The organism is Facklamia sp. P12937 (assembly GCF_050409505.1).
Lineage (GTDB): Bacteria > Bacillota > Bacilli > Lactobacillales > Aerococcaceae > Facklamia.
In genome coordinates this window covers 1-19,462 of sequence record NZ_JBNUPI010000004.1, presented here as the reverse complement: position 1 = coordinate 19,462, position 19,462 = coordinate 1, and the positions used below count along the sequence as shown (strand labels likewise).

At 36.9% G+C, this 19,462-nt stretch carries 18 protein-coding genes, 1 pseudogene and 1 riboswitch; of the genes and pseudogenes, 5 read left to right on the top strand and 14 right to left on the bottom strand.

Going from position 1 to position 19,462, the window contains the following annotated elements:
• Position 1 precedes the first annotated feature (1 nt).
• Both ACQV2R_RS02280 and ACQV2R_RS02275 read left to right on the top strand, forming a co-directional pair.
• Positions 2-1,072: an ABC transporter ATP-binding protein gene (locus ACQV2R_RS02280; RefSeq protein WP_428875059.1), complete on the top strand. Its 1,071-nt coding sequence runs from the start codon at positions 2-4 to the stop codon at positions 1,070-1,072.
• Positions 1,065-1,955 (top strand): ABC transporter ATP-binding protein, encoded by an 891-nt coding sequence (locus ACQV2R_RS02275; protein ID WP_428875060.1) that lies wholly within the window; start codon positions 1,065-1,067, stop codon positions 1,953-1,955. Before ACQV2R_RS02280 ends, ACQV2R_RS02275 begins: the two co-directional genes overlap by 8 nt.
• Positions 1,956-2,013: 58 nt before the next feature.
• On the opposite strand, the pseudogene ACQV2R_RS02270 reads toward ACQV2R_RS02275, so the two are convergent.
• The 5 genes and pseudogenes from ACQV2R_RS02270 to ACQV2R_RS02250 form a co-directional block, all read right to left on the bottom strand.
• Positions 2,014-3,137: pseudogene (locus ACQV2R_RS02270) on the bottom strand (glycerate kinase).
• Positions 3,138-3,145: 8 nt separating this feature from the next.
• Positions 3,146-4,417 (bottom strand): GntP family permease, encoded by a 1,272-nt coding sequence (locus tag ACQV2R_RS02265; RefSeq protein WP_428891772.1) that lies wholly within the window; start codon positions 4,415-4,417, stop codon positions 3,146-3,148.
• 130 nt (positions 4,418-4,547) lie between these two features.
• Positions 4,548-5,867, bottom strand: coding sequence for a DUF4767 domain-containing protein (locus ACQV2R_RS02260; RefSeq protein WP_428873087.1), 1,320 nt, complete (start codon positions 5,865-5,867; stop codon positions 4,548-4,550).
• Between the two features lie 47 nt (positions 5,868-5,914).
• Entirely contained in the window at positions 5,915-6,325 is a 411-nt protein-coding gene (locus ACQV2R_RS02255) for an OsmC family protein (protein WP_428873086.1), read from the bottom strand.
• 117 nt (positions 6,326-6,442) lie between these two features.
• The gene (locus ACQV2R_RS02250) at positions 6,443-6,709 is read right to left on the bottom strand and encodes a metal-sensitive transcriptional regulator (RefSeq protein WP_428873085.1); all 267 of its coding nucleotides are present in this window, start codon (positions 6,707-6,709) and stop codon (positions 6,443-6,445) included.
• Positions 6,710-6,876: 167 nt separating this feature from the next.
• On the opposite strand from ACQV2R_RS02250, the gene ACQV2R_RS02245 reads away from it, so the two are divergent.
• Positions 6,877-7,179, top strand: a complete 303-nt coding sequence (locus ACQV2R_RS02245; protein WP_428875062.1) for a rhodanese-like domain-containing protein — start codon at positions 6,877-6,879, stop codon at positions 7,177-7,179.
• Between the two features lie 616 nt (positions 7,180-7,795).
• Here ACQV2R_RS02245 and ACQV2R_RS02240 read toward each other — a convergent pair.
• On the bottom strand, positions 7,796-8,989 hold the full coding sequence (locus tag ACQV2R_RS02240) for a cation:proton antiporter (protein ID WP_428876234.1): 1,194 nt from the start codon (positions 8,987-8,989) through the stop codon (positions 7,796-7,798).
• A gap of 43 nt (positions 8,990-9,032) precedes the next feature.
• A riboswitch (Fluoride riboswitch) is annotated at positions 9,033-9,115 on the bottom strand.
• A 386-nt stretch (positions 9,116-9,501) separates the two neighbouring features.
• Between ACQV2R_RS02240 and ACQV2R_RS02235 the strand changes: the two genes are divergently transcribed.
• Positions 9,502-10,155, top strand: coding sequence for a YitT family protein (locus tag ACQV2R_RS02235; protein WP_428876233.1), 654 nt, complete (start codon positions 9,502-9,504; stop codon positions 10,153-10,155).
• A 12-nt stretch (positions 10,156-10,167) separates the two neighbouring features.
• Positions 10,168-10,872: a YaaA family protein gene (locus tag ACQV2R_RS02230; RefSeq protein WP_428876232.1), complete on the top strand. Its 705-nt coding sequence runs from the start codon at positions 10,168-10,170 to the stop codon at positions 10,870-10,872.
• A gap of 171 nt (positions 10,873-11,043) precedes the next feature.
• Here ACQV2R_RS02230 and ACQV2R_RS02225 read toward each other — a convergent pair whose 3' ends face one another.
• The 8 genes from ACQV2R_RS02225 to brnQ form a co-directional block, all read right to left on the bottom strand.
• Positions 11,044-11,265 carry a helix-turn-helix transcriptional regulator gene (locus ACQV2R_RS02225; RefSeq protein ID WP_090289833.1) on the bottom strand — a complete coding sequence of 74 codons (222 nt, stop codon included), beginning with the start codon at positions 11,263-11,265 and terminating at the stop codon, positions 11,044-11,046.
• Positions 11,258-11,572, bottom strand: coding sequence for a DUF6442 family protein (locus ACQV2R_RS02220; RefSeq protein ID WP_428873080.1), 315 nt, complete (start codon positions 11,570-11,572; stop codon positions 11,258-11,260). Before ACQV2R_RS02220 ends, ACQV2R_RS02225 begins: the two co-directional genes overlap by 8 nt.
• 301 nt (positions 11,573-11,873) lie before the next feature.
• On the bottom strand, positions 11,874-12,893 hold the full coding sequence (locus ACQV2R_RS02215; RefSeq protein WP_428873079.1) for an ABC transporter ATP-binding protein: 1,020 nt from the start codon (positions 12,891-12,893) through the stop codon (positions 11,874-11,876).
• Entirely contained in the window at positions 12,886-13,869 is a 984-nt protein-coding gene (locus ACQV2R_RS02210; RefSeq protein ID WP_428873078.1) for an ABC transporter ATP-binding protein, read from the bottom strand. The genes ACQV2R_RS02215 and ACQV2R_RS02210 overlap by 8 nt, the downstream gene beginning before the upstream one ends.
• An 11-nt stretch (positions 13,870-13,880) precedes the next feature.
• Positions 13,881-14,858 carry a nickel transporter permease gene (nikC, locus tag ACQV2R_RS02205; protein WP_428891771.1) on the bottom strand — a complete coding sequence of 326 codons (978 nt, stop codon included), beginning with the start codon at positions 14,856-14,858 and terminating at the stop codon, positions 13,881-13,883.
• Positions 14,859-14,870: 12 nt separating this feature from the next.
• Positions 14,871-15,800, bottom strand: a complete 930-nt coding sequence (locus ACQV2R_RS02200; protein ID WP_428873076.1) for an ABC transporter permease — start codon at positions 15,798-15,800, stop codon at positions 14,871-14,873.
• Positions 15,801-15,863: 63 nt separating this feature from the next.
• A complete protein-coding gene (locus ACQV2R_RS02195) occupies positions 15,864-17,384 on the bottom strand; it encodes an ABC transporter substrate-binding protein (protein WP_428873075.1) in 1,521 nt (506 codons plus the stop codon).
• Between the two features lie 575 nt (positions 17,385-17,959).
• Positions 17,960-19,276 (bottom strand): branched-chain amino acid transport system II carrier protein, encoded by a 1,317-nt coding sequence (gene brnQ, locus ACQV2R_RS02190; RefSeq protein WP_428875067.1) that lies wholly within the window; start codon positions 19,274-19,276, stop codon positions 17,960-17,962.
• Between the last annotated feature and the right edge of the window lie 186 nt (positions 19,277-19,462).

Here is a 19,462-nt window from a genome sequence, read left to right as displayed (position 1 = left end):
CATGAATAAGGCTATCATTCAAATTAAAGACTTAAATATTTCCTTCAAAACCTTTGCTGGCCAATTAAAAGCTATTCGTGGAATCAACTTATCCTTGTATGCCGGTGAAACATTAGCAATTGTTGGCGAATCAGGCTCAGGTAAATCAGTAACCACACGTGCATTGATGGGGCTTCTAGCTAAAAATGCGACCATTGAAGCAGGCGAAGTGATATTTGAAAAACGAGACCTTTTAAAATTATCTAAAAAAGAAATGGAAGCTATACGTGGTAGCAAAATTGCCATGATTTTTCAAGATCCAATGACCGCCCTCAATCCTACCCTAACCATCGGAAGACAAATTACTGAAGTTTTAATTCGTAAACGCGGTTTTAATCACTCACAAGCGCGTAAAGAAGCCATTAACCTTTTGGATTTATGTGGAATTGTTCAATCAGAGAAAAGAATTAATCAGTATCCACATCAATTTTCAGGTGGTCAAAGACAGAGGATTGTGATAGCGATTGCTTTAGCGGGAGATCCTGAAGTGCTTATTGCCGATGAGCCCACAACTGCTTTAGATGTAACCATTCAAGCACAAATCATTGAATTACTTAAAAAAATTCAACAAGAAAAGAATATGACCATTATCTTTATCACTCATGATTTGGGTGTGGTTGCCAATGTAGCAGACCGAATTGCCGTTATGTATGCGGGTAAAATCGTTGAAATAGGGACAGTGGATGATATTTACTACCATCCTCAACATCCCTATACCTGGGGACTTTTGACAGCTATGCCAACCATTTCCAAACAAGATCAATTATATGCTATCCCCGGTAGCCCACCTGACCTTTTAAATCCTCCTAAAGGAGATGCTTTCGCCTATCGGTCAGAATATGCTTTGGCTATCGATTTTGAGGAGGAACCGCCCATGTTTGAAGTCAATCCTGGACATTATGCAGCCACTTGGTTACTCCACCCAATGGCTCCAAAAATGACCCCGCCAACTGCTATCTTAGAAAGATATCAACGTTGTCGAAAAAAGCAGTCACAGACCGATAAGAGTGGAATGGAGGAGCATTATGAATAAGCATGCACCTATTCTACAAGTTAAGCACTTGAAACAATACTACCACCAAGGAACTGATAAGGAAGTCAAAGCGGTAGACGATGTTTCCTTTGAAATCTTTCCTGGAGAAACTTTTGGGTTAGTTGGAGAATCAGGTTCTGGTAAATCAACGATTGGCAAAGCAATTGTTAACCTCTATCAACCGACCAGTGGTGAAATTATCTTTCAAGACAAAGCTTTATCGAGTAGCTACAACAAAAAGGAACGTTTGAAATTCCATAAAGAAATTCAGATGATTTTCCAAGACCCTTATGCTTCTTTAAATCCTCGTATGAAGGTTCGTGATATTATTGCTGAAGGCATTGATATTCATGGACTCGCACAATCAAAAGAGGAAAGAGACGAAAAAGTCAATCGACTCTTAGAAGATGTAGGGCTCAATATTGATCACGCTGGTCGCTATCCTCATGAATTTTCTGGCGGTCAACGTCAACGTATTGGGATAGCACGAGCTTTAGCAGTTGAACCAAAATTCATTGTTGCCGATGAACCGATATCAGCTTTAGATGTTTCCATTCAAGCTCAAGTGGTCAATTTATTACAAGAACTAAAAGAATCAAGAGGACTAACCTATCTCTTTATTGCCCATGATTTATCCATGGTTAAATATGTCAGTGATCGCATTGCCATTATGAACCGTGGTCGGATTTTAGAGTTAGCCGAAGCTGAGGAGTTGTATGCAAACCCTTTACATGCCTATACCCAGTCCTTACTCTCAGCAATTCCTTTACCAGATCCTGATTACGAACGTCAACGTCAACGTATTCATTATCAGGTTGATCCAGAAAAGTTGGCTGAAGAGATCCTTAAAGAAGTCAAACCTAATCACTGGCTTGCTCAATAAACTAAACAAAAATCACCATTGAATAAGTTTATTCAATGGTGATTTTACTTTTAACTCTTTAATAGTTGACAAACAGCTTGGCTACTGCTGTTAAATTTTCCTCTGTATGAGTTAGTAGGTCTTGCAAGGAGCTTGGCCCAGGCGTAATACTCAAAATCGCATCAAAGCCTAACTGATATAAGATTTCAATATCATTTCTGACAGAACCACATAATGCGATCACTTTCGACCGGAAAGCTACTTGTTTAGCTAATTGCATGACTCCAAAAGGGGTTTACCGTATTGCGTTTGAAAGTCAATCTGACCCTCTCCTGTAAAACAAATATCGACATCTTGTAAAGCTGTCTTCAAATTGACTGTTTCTATAACAATATCGATGCCTCTTTTATGTTTTGCAGAAGTAAATGCTAATAATCCTGCCCCTAACCCACCAGCAGCCCCAGAACCAGCAATATGAGCCACTTCACGATTCAAGTCACGATAAATAAGGCGTGAGAAATGTTCAAGATTCGCATCAAGCTTTTCAATCATTTCTGGACTTGCCCCTTTTTGCGGACCGACTACAGCCGAAGCTCCTTGCGGACCACACAGCGGATTATTGGCATCACAGGCAACCTTGAAGATAGCATGCTCTAGACCAGGATGAATAGTCTGACAATCAATCCTATCCAAATGCGATAAGCCTTGGTTGCCGAAAGGAATCTCTTGACCTTCTATGTCTAATAAACGATAGCCTAAGGCTTGAGCCATACCGGCTCCCCCGTCATTCGTAGCAGACCCTCCAATCCCTAAAATAAATGAGCGAACTCCTCGATCTAGACATGCCTTAATGACTTGACCTGTTCCATAGGTTGATGTTAATAAAGGATTACGATCTTCTTTTTCAATAAGATGAATGCCTGATGCACTGGCCATTTCAATTACGGCTGTTTTGCCATCTCCTAAAATACCATACCGGGCTTGAATTTTTTCTCCTAAAGGTCCCTGCACTTCGACTGTATAATAAACTCCCTAACTCGCATCAATCAAGGCTTCAGTGGTACCTTCACCTCCATCTGCCATCGGAAGCTGAAGAATTTCTGCTTGAGGAAAGACTTGTTGCACACCTTTTTTTATAGCCTGGCAAGCATGTTTTGCCGAAACCGCTTCTTTAAAAGAATCACAGGCCATCACAATTTTCATTAATTTTACTAACCTCCTAAAACGCCATAGATACTGGTTGAAACAATAGTTAAAACGAAACCTACTAATGATTCATATGGAATTAGTTTTAGACATTCTTTAAAATCAGCTGATACGGATCCTCCTGTCGCGTGGAAGAATGAACCATGAGGTAAATGGTCTAATACTGTCGCCCCTGCGTGTAACATAGCAGCTCCACTGATAGGAGAAACACCTGACGAGAGAATAGTTGGTGAAAAAACAGCTGAGCCAACTGCCGATCCTGAAGTAGTCGAAGCGGTCGCCGCACTCATAAAAATTCCTGCTAAAGGTGCTAAAAGATAGGCAGGTAAACCTAAAGAGTCTAGACTATTAGTAAGGACATCTCCTAAAGTAGAATTGGTAATCACTCCTGCGATTAAACCTGTTCCTAAAAGGATAATAGCCACATTAATCATCTTACTTAAACCATATTGAGTATATTCTTGTAAGTGCTTAACATGTCCCACCATTATCAAGCCAAAAAGACCTCCCAGAGGAAGAGCCAACATAGGATCAATCATTATATTAAACAAGGGGCGTAAAGATAGTAAAACAATCGCTAAAACAGGTCCTGACAAGGCTTTCCATAAATAAGGTAAATTTTCTGCTGTTTGATCGTCTCTTGAAGTTCCTGTTTGTTCAATTTGACTGCCTTTATTAATTAATCGTTTGGCTAGCCAAGCTGTAAACATCACCCCAATCAAGGCTGGAATAAGACCAGCTAACATGACTTGAGTTAAGGAAACACCAAAACCATCGGAAACAGCAATAGAGTTAGGATTTGGTGAAATAATATTACCTGATTTGCCGCCACCAATCATAGCCATCAAAAGTGCAGTCCGTGAATAACCCAATTCTTTACCAATCTCTAAAGCGATAGGCGCAACCGTTATGACAGATATATCAATAAAAACCCCCACAAAAGTTAAAATCATAGTAGCAAGTGCGATCGCTAATAAAGCTCTTTCGCTTCCCAAACCCTTAATAATAGCATGGGCAATGGCAGCTGCCGAACCTGTCTTAATTAAAACACCTGCAAGGATTCCAGCTGCTAGTATCCTTAAGATAGAGGTAATCATGCCTTGCGCACCATTTGTCATGAGACTGATGGTTTCACTTAGATTCGCTCCTCCTAATAATCCTCCGAATAAAGCGCCGATAAATAAAGCATAAAAAACTGGAAACTTTTTAAAGATTAATAAGATAACCAATAATAGACCTAACAAAGCGCCGATAGCCGTTACTGTTACTACTTCCATTTCCCCACTCCTAATTGATTATTGAATGGCTTCATTATATTGTTTCTTAATATCTTTGCCAATCTTATTAGCCAATCAGTGACTATATAAAAAGACAGCTTCAAAAGAGAAGCTATCTTTTTCTAATGATTTAATAAATGGATTTAAAAAGTTGATAAAGTTCTACATTGGCTGTGTCTTTAAAATGATGAACCGCTAAATTGTCAGGTCCTTCCATGGTAATCAAAACTCTTGGGATTCCTTGATCTTCAACAAATAAATAAAAATGTCGTTCCGCTCTAGGATTATCTTGATCACGAATATCAGTCATTGCCATTAAGACATTGATTTCATCATTAATAAGCTGTTCAGCTTGATAATGAGCCTTTCGTTCCTGACCATCTAAGTGAATTACCATTGACTTTAAAGGAAGGTCCCCACCTAAGAAGTCTATAGGCGTCTCTGGAGTGACAAACTCATATTTTTGACCCATTTTTGCTTGCCAGTCTCTGACTGCTGTCATCAATGCTTGTTTTTGCTTTGATGACCCATTTAATGATTGCTCTTTTGCTTCAGTCGATAATGACTGGACTTGATAATTGGGGTAATAATTATTAATCACTCGACCATATACTTGTGACCAATCGTAAGCTACTAAAGGATGTAGCTCAGGACTAGCCAAGTGACCCTCTGTGATTTTACCAGAAGGAATATGGAAATAATAAGGAGTCGTTCCCCCAATATCTTGTACAAATGCTCCGTTGGTGATGGTATACATTTCATATTGTTCACTCGGATACTCTAACTCTTCAGGAATAGTAAACATCTCGTCACCAAAACCAAAACTATAGGCTTCTGGTGCATAGCTAGAAGCTAGACTGATGCGAATTAATTGGTCGAGATGTTGATCATCAAGTGCTAAATATTTCACAATGTTTTTTGCAAAATCAGTCCCCTCTAATAGAAAATAGCCCGGTAAGTTCTGATTGATACCGGCTTGATAAGATTCCATAATCGCACTGACTATGAAAAGACGTAATTGATTCAAAGCTTTTTGATCTGCTGAACTTAATTCAGCTAACAACATCTTTTCTAGACCAAAAGAATGTGAAAATATTTCTCTTAAATTGCCAATATGATTCGCGTCTTCTTCAACACTTTGATATTCAATAAGATTCTCATAATAATCATTGTAAAGCTTTGGAATGATCCAATGATAGGAGGTATCAAAATTAGCCGGCCCCATTTGCTGTAAACTAGCAATAGTATATTGGGGAGCATCTAATGAATAGGATTGTACCGTTTCTTGCCACAGTTCCATTGCTTGTCGAACTTCTTGAATATCTACTGCTTCTTCGGCAAAGACTAAATTCTCACCTTGAGCAAAGTAACTTTGATGAGGAGAATGAACCATCCCCATACCACTGAAGCCAGTCACCATCATCAGGCCAAGTCGTAAAATTTTCTTCATTGCTAACACCCTTTCCCTTATTTTTTATTCATAACGATTGAACACTTTTAGTTGATAACAACTTGGTAAGTAGCATTAGCTTTCATTAACTTATGCATGGGACAGCGTTCAAGAGCAACTTCTACGATAGAATCAGCTAAATCTGCTTGAACATGGGGCATAGAGATTTGAACTTTAACCACAAATTGATAGCCGGGATTATCTTGGTGTAGTTCGACCAAGACAGATACTTGAGTCTGGTGTTTAATCCCTCGACGAATTTCTTCTGCTTCTATGGTAGCATTTAGACAAGTTGCTATGGCCATTCCCAGAAGCTGCTCCGGATTACTACCTTCTATTTCACTTAATGGACTGGAAACCTTAACTTCAAAACCTGCTGGATCTTCAACAAAGGTTTTGCCTTGAATACCGTCTCGATTAACTACTTTAGTTTGATAAAGCGTTTTTCCTTCCATCATTTGCAAAAAACCTCCTGTACTCTTTCTGATACTATTGTATAAGCTTTTTTTAGAATATGCTATCTATGTCTCACTAAAAACTAAATCTTTCGCTTTCATTACTTGATAGCTCACACTCTATTTTTTTATAATCATCGAAATAGCTTGCTCTAGTCGTTGATTCTGCTTTTCTGAATCTTTATCACCAGTAGTTAAACATTCTTTTAAATTTTCAACCATGATTATGCCCATAATACGATCCACACTCGAACGAATAGCAGTTAGTTGGGTTACTATATCCATACAGTCTCTGTCCTCTTCTAACATCTTTTGGACCCCTCTTAATTGACCTTCTGCTCGTTTTAAACGATTAAGTAGGTTTTTCTTATTATTATCTTTATGCATGATAAACTCCTCTTATGTATTTGTTCTTAAATTTTAAAACTTGACAAATCTTTTGCATTGATGTTTAATATACCCTACCGGGTATGTTAAGTATATAATTTATTGGCTTAAACTACCACTTATTTATAAAAAATCACTTTTATATGTCAAACAGAAAGGAAGATACCATGTTCCCAACGATTTCCATTGAAGAACTTTATCAAAAATCTCAGGAAAAATCGCTTAATATTATTGATGTTCGAGGTGAAGCTGAATTCCAAGAAGGACATATCCCTGGATCTAAAAACATCCCCTTGAATCAGCTCCCAAATGAATATACATCTCTTAATCAAGATAAAGAATACTATTTAGTATGCCACTCGGGTGGACGTTCTAAAAGGGCTAGCCAATTCTTATCTAAAATGGATTATCAAGTGACTAATGTTACACCTGGAGCACCTTCTTGGCCTGGTGAACTAACCACCGACTAAGCAGAAATTATTAAATTATAAAAGCCATCAGATCTAATAAGGCACTGCCCCCAAATAGTGAGCCAAACATAAAAACACCTCCGTTGAATTCGTGTGAAATGAATTTAATGGAGGTGTTTGATTAGGGTTAATCACCTAGCTTACTCTGCAGAAACAAAATGGAAATGTATTGAATTGAAACGTCATCAAGCAGCGATGGATGTCCTAAAAAAACACAAAGAGTTGAAGAGGAGTGGGTACCAAAAGTGGTCGTCGAAACGGTTGAAAGTTTAAAACCGCATGATTCGGTGAGTTTAATCCTCTCCTGCTTAGGGATCCGCTCGATCTACTTATTATCGTTGGAAAGTTCGTATAAATGCTAACCTAGAAAATGAAGGGAAAATTAAAATTGGACAATTATGTAAGAAACAGCCTTTCACCTATGGTTACCGTAAAATCACCCATTTAATCAACTTATAAACAGAAAAAACTGTTAATCATAAGCGAGTTCAACAAAAATTAGGCTAGGTGTCACCGGTTCAATACCGACAACAAACAGCCTAACAAAGGTGTTCTTTATTCTGTCCCATTTATGGGGTGCAGTACCACAACAGATCATGATGGCTTTTTGTGCTAATTATTTGACTGAAGTATCCTCATGTTCTAACCAAAGCGGCGCAAAATAATCAATAAAGATAGCGCCTAATGGAGCTGTTATTAAAATAGATACAGTGGCGGCTATTAAAATTAAAGAACCACTAGCAATACCAGCCATTAATGGGAGTCCACCGAGGGAAGCTTGAACCGTAGCTTTTGGTAAATAAGCTCCCATAATAAAATAACGCTCTTTCTTTGCAAATGGTGTCTTTAAAATGGATAAAGCAACCCCCAACATACGGAAAATAAGGCCTATTACAATAATGATTACTATCGGCCAGCCCGCTTCTAAGGCTAAACTCGGATTGACAATCACTCCTAGGAAGACAAAGAGGAAAATTTCAGCAAACTGCCAAATTTTTTGATACGAGGCTGTTAAAGTGACAGCCCTTTGCGGCGCTTTCTTTTGCACAATTAGGAAAATCACTAAAACAGCAAGCACACCTGAATAAGGCAGGATGTCAGTTAATAAGCTCTCTAAACCAAGAACTAAAAAAGAAATAGCTAAAGAGACAATTAAAGCTTGTTGCCCTTCCCACTGATAGCGGTTTAAGAAATAACTTAAGCTATGCCCCACTAAAAACCCCAAAAATATTCCTGTGACTACTGAAATAGGTGCAGATAATACCGTTGATGCTGAAACACCTTGACCTTGAGCTAATTGCATAAAGGCTGCAAATAATACAAAAATTAAAATATCATCTGCTGTCCCGCCTGCTAAAATCATTTGAGGAATGGCCTGTTTAGTTCCTAATCCTCGGTCAATTAACCCCACCATTCTCGGTACTAATACCGCAGGTGATACAGCCGCCAGTACACTAGCTAATAAAAATGAATCAACATAAGATATGTTTAAAAGATAAGGTCCAATCAAACCAATAGCTAAAATTTCACAAATTGCAGGTAAAAAACACATTAAAATAGCTGGTCTTCCTACTTTAATTAAATCCGAAAATTTTAAAGTTAGTCCAGCTCTAATCAAAATAATCATCAAAGCAATTTGACGAATTTCTCCCGCCAAATGTGTTAATTCACCAGATAATAAATTGAAAACATTTGGACCTAAACAAATACCTAATACCAAATAGGCTAACAGTTTTGGTAAGTTAATTTTTTCGAATAGTTTTCCAAACAACCATCCCAATATCAAGACAAGCCCTAAACTCCACAACATTGCTTCTCCTCCTTTAAAATACAAAAACTTCTGTATGCCAAAAAAGCATACAGAAGTCATCAGCTAATTAGCGGTTTATCTACCTTGCTGAAGGTAAATAGGAAGTACTTCATTTCCTTTAAATCTTAGTTTACCCTATTCTATTTTGTTAGGCAAGCTAAACTTTTAAGAAAAGCAATAATTTTAAAAGGGTAATTTTATTTGCCAAATTCCTAGTTCGTGCTATAATTTTTATAGTATCGTTTTACGATGGATACTGGTTCGTTCATTTCGATCAGTAGGGTTTATCTGATGCTTATATCGTCGATAAAGAGCCTAGTTGAAACCTGATGTAGAGTCTGCAAAGGCTAAAAAGATTACTAGAAGCTCAGAGTTTTACCAAAAGAAAAATTAGCAAACAAAAAAAGCATCCATACCATCTTAAGATTGCCGTACGAGGTTAGCCTACGACACAAGCAGTCTTTTTTTGTGTCCTAATGAGACTTCGTGTAATAAAAATTAGGAGTGTAAATATGCTTAAGCGCTTTTTGAGTCGCTTTTTATTAAGTAAAAAAGAAATATTGGTTATTGCATTAGGAGCCTTTATCATGGCTTTTGGCTTGGTGAACATTCATATACCCGCTAAAATTACAGAAGGGGGTGTCATTGGTTTAGTTCTCTTCTGCTATCATTTCTTTGGCTGGGAGCCATCTAAATTAAGTTTTTTAGCAGATATTAGCTGCTACCTTATTGGCTTATCCTTATTAGGTAAAGATTTTATTCGCCGTGCCATTCACGCATCCTTTCTATTTGCTGTTTTCTATCGCCTTTGTCTTTGGGTTGGGCCCGTTTTTCCGAGCCTTTATAACCAACCTCTCTTAGCAGCAATTCTTGGTGGAATTGCAATCGGCGTAGGATGTGGTTTATGTATCAGTCAAGGTTGTGCCGCAGGGGGCGATGATGCTTTGGCAATGGTTATTTCTGAGAGGGCCTACGTATCAATTACAAAAGCCTATTTGTTAACAGATGGCGTGGTTTTATTACTTTCACTGCTATATATTGCTCCACAACACCTGATCTTTTCTTTTATTACCACTTTAGTTTCATCAACAATTATTGGTCAATTCGAACTACATTTTCCTAGCTTTGAATTACCAAAAGCTTCATCCGTTGCTAAAGCCCAATAAAGGAGTGTGCCTATGACTTTAATTATTTTCTCCCCCAGTAAAGAGATGGATACAGTAGCCGGTAATGATTTAATTCCTCAATCAGATCCCGTCCAAGCCATTATTAAAGAGCTTGCCTTAAAAGATACGACTGAGTTAGAAAAACTCTTTAAATGCTCAGCTGAGCTTGCTCAAGATATCTATCATCGTTATCAAGTCATTAATGAAAAAACAGCTCGTCAGGCTTATCAAGTCTATCAAGGTCTAGCCTTTCGGCAAATCGAATGGGATAAAATTGACTTGAACTATGCCATTGACCATCTGAAAATTCTGTCTGCTTTATATGGGCCAATCTCTCCCATTCAACCAATCAATCCCTACCGTTTAGACTTTAATACCTCGCTAAAAATCAAAAATCAAAGCTTAAAAAGCTTGTGGAAACCTCTTTACAATAATGTGTTCGAAGAACAAACCGTCATTAATCTCGCTTCTAATGAGTTTGCTTCTTTACTAGACCCTAAAAAAATGCAACTCATCCAGATTAACTTCTATAAAGATATAGAATTAGGTAAAAAGGCACCTTCAGCCACCAGTAAAAAATTGAGAGGAGCTCTACTCAACTATTTACTACAAACAAAATCTTTAGATTTAAATACCTTTAAAGCATTTAAGGCCTTTGAATATAGCTATGCCAATGGTGATTTCGAAAACAAAGAAATTAACTACTGTCTCAATTAGTAAAATATTCAAAATCTAAAACCCTCTTAAAACAACATGATAAGGTGTTTAAGAGGGTTCTTATTTAAATCAATTTCATTTATCTGCTGGAAACTCTACAGATTTTACCTACATTTTAAACTATATTCTATAAAATCTTAGTTAAGAATAAATTTTGATTAAAATATCGTATTAATTATCTCCAGTAGATAGATAAAAAATTTCTTCAAATTTCTTATCGAGTGCTAAACATAGTAAATAGGCCAATTTTGCAGTTGGGTTATACTGACCTGTTTCTATTGAGGAAATAGTATTTCGAGATACTCCAACCATTTTTGCCAATTCTTCTTGGGTTAGTTTTAATTCTTTTCGTAAACCTTTTAGATTATTCTTTAGTTTTAACTTTTCATCCATAATAAAGATCCTTTAAAAAAAACACTATTGCAACTAATCCCACTGTAAACAATAGGATAAACAAAAATAAATATTTTATTTCTTTCCTTGCAAAGTATTTATATAATTCTCCTACCCCAATTGAAAGACACAGCATGGCAAGAATATCCAAAAAAGGGAGATTCTGCGATTCTTTAATAGCGGAAATAAATGCAGCGATACCAATTAATGCCCTCGAAATCCAAACGCTCGATTTATCATTAACAAAAATCTCTCCCTCATCTTTTTTTTCCTTTTGAGCCAGCTTTAAAAAATCATCTTTTTCCAAGTTTATCTCCCCTTTGCCATGTTTACTTTTCTTAAATTGTATATTTGCAAAGTTAACTTGTCAAGATAAAAATTTATTATCTTCAATAATTACGAAAAAACTATGAATTGATTGGCTCAAACATCTCCTTCGCATAAATCCTCTGACTTAGAAAGCTTTTATGAGAATAAAGCTTTTAACTACGCTTATATGAAAGGTAATTTCCAAAAGAAACAAATCAACTATTGCTTAATGAAATAAAATCATTATAAAAATCCCTTCTAACTACCTATTACAGAGGTGTTTTAGAAGGGATATTAATTTAAATCAATTTCATCTGTTCTTCAGGAAATTCTACCGACTTTGCAAATTTAATATCATTGTATAAGTGACATGCCACAAAGTGACCCGGTTCAACTTCTCTGAGTTCAACTGGAGTTGTCTTACAAATCTCCATACAGTGTTTACATCTACCAGCAAAACGACAACCCTCTGGAGGGTTCACCGGACTTGGTACATCTCCTTCTAAGAAAATCCGCTCTCGTTTAACTCCAACTTTTGGAATCGGAATAGCTGAAAGTAAAGCTCTCGTATAAGGATGTAATGGATTTTCAAAAATCCGATCATAAGTACCTAATTCCACGATCTGACCAAGATACATAACAGCAATCCGGTCAGAAATATGCCGAACAACTGATAAGTCATGTGAAATAAAGAGATAAGTCAGACCAAATTCCTCTTGCAGTTGATCCATCAAGTTTAAGATTTGAGCCTGAATGGAAACATCCAAGGCAGAAACCGGTTCATCTAAAACAAGAAACTTCGGTTGAAGAATAAGTGCCCTAGCAATACCAATTCTTTGACGCCGTCCGCCATCTAATTCATGTGGGAATGAACCTGCTAACCGTCTAGCTAGACCTACCGTCTCCATCATTTTATACACTTTTTGCTCTAATTCAGCCTGGTTTCTTGTCAATTTATTAACACGTAAGGGCTCAGCTATTAAGTCAAAAGTGGACATCCTTGGATTAAGAGAAGAGTAAGGGTCTTGAAAAACTATTTGCATCTCTTGACGCATCAAGCGCATTTCTTTCAAGCCCTTGTATTCCATAATGTTCTTACCTTCAAGGTAAATCTCACCGGCCGTTGGTTCATGTAAACGAATAATGGCACGTCCTGCCGTAGACTTTCCACAACCAGACTCACCCACTAGACCCAAAGTCTCACCTTTTTTAATATCAAAACTAATATTATCAACCGCTTTTAAATCACCGGCTTTAGTGGGGAAATATTTTTTAAGATTACGCACACTAATCAATGCTTCTTGATTATTGTTAGTCAAGGTTTTCTCCCCCTTCCTGGTTATATAAATGACAAGCTACATAGTGACCAGGTTTTACTTCACGATATTCTGGAAATTTATACTTACAAATTTCCATGCAATGTTTACATCTTGGATGGAAGCGACAGCCTGACGGTAAATCCGAAGGGTCCGGTGTTGAGCCAGAAATGACTTTTAATTTATCCACATCTTCATCGGCACTTGGAATGGAATCAAACAAACCTCGCGTATAAGGATGCAGTGGTTCTTCATATAAACTCTCAACAGAAGCATGTTCCACAATCGTACCGGCATAAATAACCGATACATAGTCGCAAATTTCAGCGACTACACCTAAATCGTGAGTGATTAAAATCATTGATGTATCGTATTTATCTTTTAAATCTTTCATTAATTCTAGTACTTGTGCTTGAATGGTTACATCGAGAGCCGTTGTCGGTTCATCGGCAATAATTAATTCCGGATTACATGCAAGAGCCATCGCAATAACCACCCGCTGCTTCATACCACCAGAGAATTGATGTGGATAGTCATTCAATCTTTCTTTACGGATTCCAACTAACTCTAACATTTCTTCTGCTTTTGCAACGGTTTCTTCTTTAGTAAGATCTTGATGGAGTTCGATAACTTCCTTAATTTGATCTCCAACGGTCATTATCGGATTTAATGAAGTCATTGGATCTTGGAAAATCATCGAAATTTTATTGCCTCGGATATTGAACATATCCTTTTCTTTAACATTCATTAAGTCTTGATCTTCAAGTAAGATTTCACCTGAGGTAATCTTACCAGGAGGATCTTGAATTAATTGCATAATAGCTAAAGCCGTTGTTGTTTTTCCTGCACCAGTTTCTCCAACTAACCCCAAGGTCTCTTTCTTACCGATTGACAGATTCAAATTATTAACTGCGTATACAGTTCCTGAATCTGTCTCATATTGTACACTAACATTTCGTAAGTCTAATAATTCCACCATAATCTTTCCCCCTAGCGCTTCAGCTTAGGATCGAGTGCATCACGCAGACCATCCCCTAAGACATTTAATGCAAAAATCGTTGTAACAATAGCCAGTCCTGGGAAGAGGGTCATATGTACAGCATCTCGAATGTAAGAACGACCACCTGATAACATAGCTCCCCACTCTGGTGTTGGTGGCTCTAATCCTAAACCGATAAAACTTAAACCAGCAGCATTAATAATTGCATAGGCAACCCCGAGGGTCGCTTGAACAATAATCGGTGCCATACAGTTTGGAATGATATGTTTTAAGATAATTCTAAAATCACTCGAACCATTTGCTTTAGCTGCTTCCACAAATTCCATATCACGAATAGAAAGCACAGAGGAGCGTACTAAACGCGCATAACCGGGAATAGCTGCAATCCCCACAGCAATCATAAGGTTTGCCAATCCGGGCCCTAAAGCTGCCATAATAGCAATCGCTAATAGAATATCTGGTATCGATTGTAGAATATCAATAAAGCGCATAAGCATATTATCTACTCGACCACCATAATAACCTGTCACTGCTCCAATCGCTACACCAATAATCAGTGAAATCGATACCGAAATAAATCCAACTTTTAGGGAAATTCTTGATCCATAAATAACCCTAGAAAAAATATCACGACCCAAATCATCTGTTCCAAATAGATGTTCTGAACTGGGTGGTGCAAATTGATTTTGTAGGTTTTGTTCAGCAAAACCATAAGGAGCAATCTGATCTGCAAAAATAGCCACTAATACCAAAAGTCCAATAATAAAGAGACCCACCATTGCCAATTTATTACGTTTCATACGAATCCAAATGTCTTGCAGACCACGGAAGCGACCACGCTTATGTTCTTGCTCTTTCAGATAATGGTCCTTTACAACTGAATGCTCTTCTTCCATTCCGCTAACTATCTGATTACGGTCTAATTCAGCTACTTCATCTTTTTCAGAGTTTAATTTAGAATTTTCCATGTTGATACCCCCTTACACATATTTTGTCTTAATTCGTGGGTCAACATAGGTATATAGGATATCCACAATTAAGTTAACAATACTAAAGGTTACCGCCACAAAGAGAACACATCCCAGAACCATCGGCATATCACGCATCTTGATGGAGTCAACCATCAAACGACCAATACCAGGAATTGAGAAGATTACCTCTGTCATTAAGGCTCCCCCCATAAGCTGACCAAACTGAGTACCGACAATTGTAATGATTGGAATCAAGGCGTTTCCAAGCGCATGCTTCCAAACGACAACATTTTGCCGCTGACCCTTGGCTTTTGCTGTTTGAATATAGTCTTGTCGAATAACTTCCAGCATTGAAGATCGAGTCATCCGCGTAATAACCGAAACGGACTGGGATCCCAAGGCAACAGCAGGAAGAACCATCTGAGATGGCATTGAAAATCCTGATGATGGGAACCAGCCTAGTCTAACAGAGAATAACATAATAAGTAAAAGTCCTAACCAGAATACTGGCATTGAAATACCAATTAAAGCAAAAACCATAGCGATATTATCAAAAATAGAATACTGTTTAATCGCACAGATAATTCCAATTGGAATACCTAATAGAACAGCAAAAGAAATGGAAAGAAATGCTAATTTTATTGTAGCACCTGCTCGGTTAAAAATCTCAGCTGCAACTGAAGACTTAGTAATATAGGAAGTTCCTAAATCTAATTTAGTAAATACATTCTTAATGTAACGACCAAATTGTACTAAGAACGGATCTTCTAATCCCATTTCTAGTCTTAAAGCCTTAACTGCTGCCTCAGAAGCAGAAGGTCCTAAAGCATTTCGTGCAGGATCTCCTGGAGTGATATAAAGCAAAGCAAATACAATAAAAGAGACGCCTAAAATGACAGGAATTAAATACAGTAGCCTTTTTAATATATATTTTAGCATGTTTTAACGCACCCTCTTCTTTAGATAGAGGAGATGTTTCCATCTCCTCTAGAATACAATGAACTATTTTTCTCCCTTAGTTACCGGCGCTAATTGATACCATCCAAATGGAGAAAGTTTAATATTTTTAACATCTTTTTGAGCACCCACTGTCAATTCTTTATTGTGCTCTGGAATCCAAGCTGTGATATCCATTAAATGTTCTTGTGCTTGACGGTAAAGGTCTGCACGCTCCTCATCATCTTGAGAGAAACGGGCTTCTTCTAACATCTTATCTAACTCATCATCTTCAAGATAGATGTAGTTACCGCCTTCACCTTTAGCTGAAGAGTGGAAGCATGGATATAAGAAAGTATCTGGGTCTGGAGAATCTGCTGTCCATGCAATTTCAAACATATCGTGTTTACCATTCTTAATTAACTCGTTAAATGCTGACCATTCTAATACGTTTATTGAAACATCAATACCTACTTCTGATAATTGTTCCTTCATAGCAGTTGCCATATCAATCCGGTCTTTGTTTTCATTAGTTGAAATAGAAGTTTCAAAGCCATCTGGGAAACCAGCTTCTTCTAGTAATTCTTTCGCTTTTTCAACGTCGCGTGCACGTGGCTCATATTCATCAGAGATAGAATAAGCTAACGTAGGTGACATTACACCTGTAGCTGTTTGACCTAATCCTTTAAATACAGCTTTAACGATCGAATCAATGTCAATTGCATAAGAAATCGCTTCACGAACTTTTGGATCATTAAATGGTTCTTTAGCAATATTAAATCCTAAATAAGTTGTCCCATAGTCAAAAGATTTCAATAATTGTAATTTATCATTGTTTTCAACCTTCTCAAGATCAATTGCTGAGATGTCATAAGCAATATCTACCCCACCAGATTCCAACTCAATCACACGGTTACTTGGTTCAGGGATTACACGGAAAATTAAATTCTTGTATTCAGTTTTTTCCCCATGGTAATCATCAAAACGTTCCATTTCAACAGAATCTGCCTTGGTCCACTTAACAAATTTCACAGCGTTAGTTCCTACAGGATTACGTGCGTAATCATTACCTGCTTCGTTTACTGCTTTTTCATTTACGATATATGCACCAGGGTGGCATAAAGCAGCTAAAATACCAGAAAACGGCTCAGTTTGTTTAAATTCTACTGTATAGTCATCAGTAGCTTTTACAGAGTCAATATCGATTGTTTCGAATAAGTGCTTCACGTTTGGTGCTTCAATCGCACGTTTTAGAGAAAAAACAACGTCAGATGCCTTTAATTCTTCTCCATTATGGAATTTGATCCCTTGTTTTAATTTAAAAACGTATGTTGTTTCATCAGGTTGATCAAAACTTTCAGCCAAGCTAGGTTCTGCCTTACCCTCATCATTGATTTTAACTAATCCCTCATATATTTGAGTCATAACATGACTGGACTGGTTATCATTGGTGGCAATCGGATCGAGTGAAATTGCATCCCCAGATACAGCAACTGTTAAAGTTTCGCCACTTCCTCCACCAGAACAGCCTACTAATAAAAATACGCCCATTAACAATAACGTAAATAATCCTAATTTTCTTTTCATCATAATTGCTCCTTTATTTATTTGAAAAATCAACTCTCTTAAAAGTGAAGTTTTTCACAAAGACCAGATAACAATAACTTACCCATTATCCTCCTTCCATAAATATTCATTCCGTTGCAAGCGGATTCATATTTTCAGTCTACCTTTTACCTGTTTATTTGTCAACGCTTTCTTTATTGACATACAGCTATCTTTTAAAATTTTTATTTTGCTCTAAAATATAATATGAGTAACTATCAAAAAATTTATTGATTTATTTAGTGAAATTTTTTAGTTAATTTTTGGTTAATATTTTATTTATATTGTGAATAAATAAATATGAACGACCTTTATTTTTTTGTTGAGCATATTATTCATTTAAATAGTTTCTTTTCTTTGATTTTCTTCACAATCTTTATTGGATAAGAACGACTTTATTTCAATGAATTAAGTAATTATAGATTGTGCATTCTCTAGATCAAAAAATTCAATAAAAAAATACTGGATCTAAGTCCAGCATTTTTTTATCACTTTATTGAAATGTTAATTTGAAAATAAATTATTAAAAATTTTATTAGGCAAATGCTTTAATTTCTTTAGACAGTAAAGTCTAAGCTTTGGGAACGGTCGACAAAAATAACACTGACTAAAGTTCCAAGGACGAGAGTTGGAATCCATGCAAAGCCAATTTTTACTAGGGGCATATCTACAAGCCACTTCCACTCGATGACTTTAGCGTTCAATAGAACAGAAAAAAAGCTAACTAATAAGACGAACAGTAGAGGTAATAAAAATTGCATTCTGTTAAGTGGTCGCACTTTATGTAAGATGACAAGGAAAATAAGAGACATAGTGACAGGATAAATTATCTCTAAAACAGGACCACTAGTCGCTATAATTTGATCCAATCCTTGATTGGCCATTAACCATGACACAGCAGTCATTATGATAACATGATTTTGATAGGAAATCTTAGGGTATAGATCATGAAAAAACTGACTAATTGCTGCTACTAGGCCACAAGCGGTGGTTAAACAAGCTAAAAAGACAATAATTCCTAACAAAGCAACACCGGATTGCCCCATAGCATTATTTGCTATAGTCTGTAATAGAAAAGTTCCAAGATTTTGACCTTCAGGCAGAGCCTCTGTTAGACTAATATGATTACCAACCCATGCTAGACCAAAGTAGAAAAGTCCCAATAAGCTTGCTGCAATTAATGAAGCCTTGCTTCCTTCTTTTAATAGTGTTTTTTGATCAAAGACACCTTTTGTTTCAAAAGCACTTTTAACAACAATAGCAAAGGCTAATGTGGCAAGTGTGTCCATAGTAGCATAACCCTTAACAAAACCTTCAGCCAAAGGATTGTTTTGATATGCTATTTTCATCGGAGCAGAAGGTTCATTTGTTCGATAAAGGAAATAGGATCTTACTAGAAAAATGACTAAGGAAATTAACAAAGCTGGCGTCAGCCACTTGCCAATCGCATCAACTATCGAATTCTTATTTAATGAAATCCACAAAACAAGGCCAAAAAAGACGAAGGTAAATAGGGCTAAAGTAATCCCATTAGCGTTAGATATATATGGAAGAGCGGACATCTCATAAGTAGTTGTGGCCGTCCGCGGAATAGCAAACAAGGGCCCTATGATTAAATAGTTACAAGTTAATAAAACAATCGCAAAGACAGAGTTAATTTTACTCAAAGCATTAAAATAACCGCCTTTTAAACTTGAGCCAACAATCATCGACAATAATGGCAACCCGACGCCGGTAATGATGAAACCTAAAATAGCTGGTAATAAACTCTGACCTGCTTCGTGGCCGAGAGCAACTGGAAAGATTAAGTTACCTGCTCCAAAAAACATGGCAAATAACATAAAACCAATAGCTAATAGATCTTTCTTCTTCATACTAATCCCTCCAGAAAATAAAGTAGGTTTATTTTATTAAAATTGCATGAGGATTTCAAGAGGAATTTCTAATAAAAATTAAGTAAACGAATTCATTTATACAATCAAAAAAGCTGGCCATTAGCCAGCTTCAGACTGAAGACAAACCCTTCTTTGAGGATGACTCATACAGGGTTTGTCTTTGTT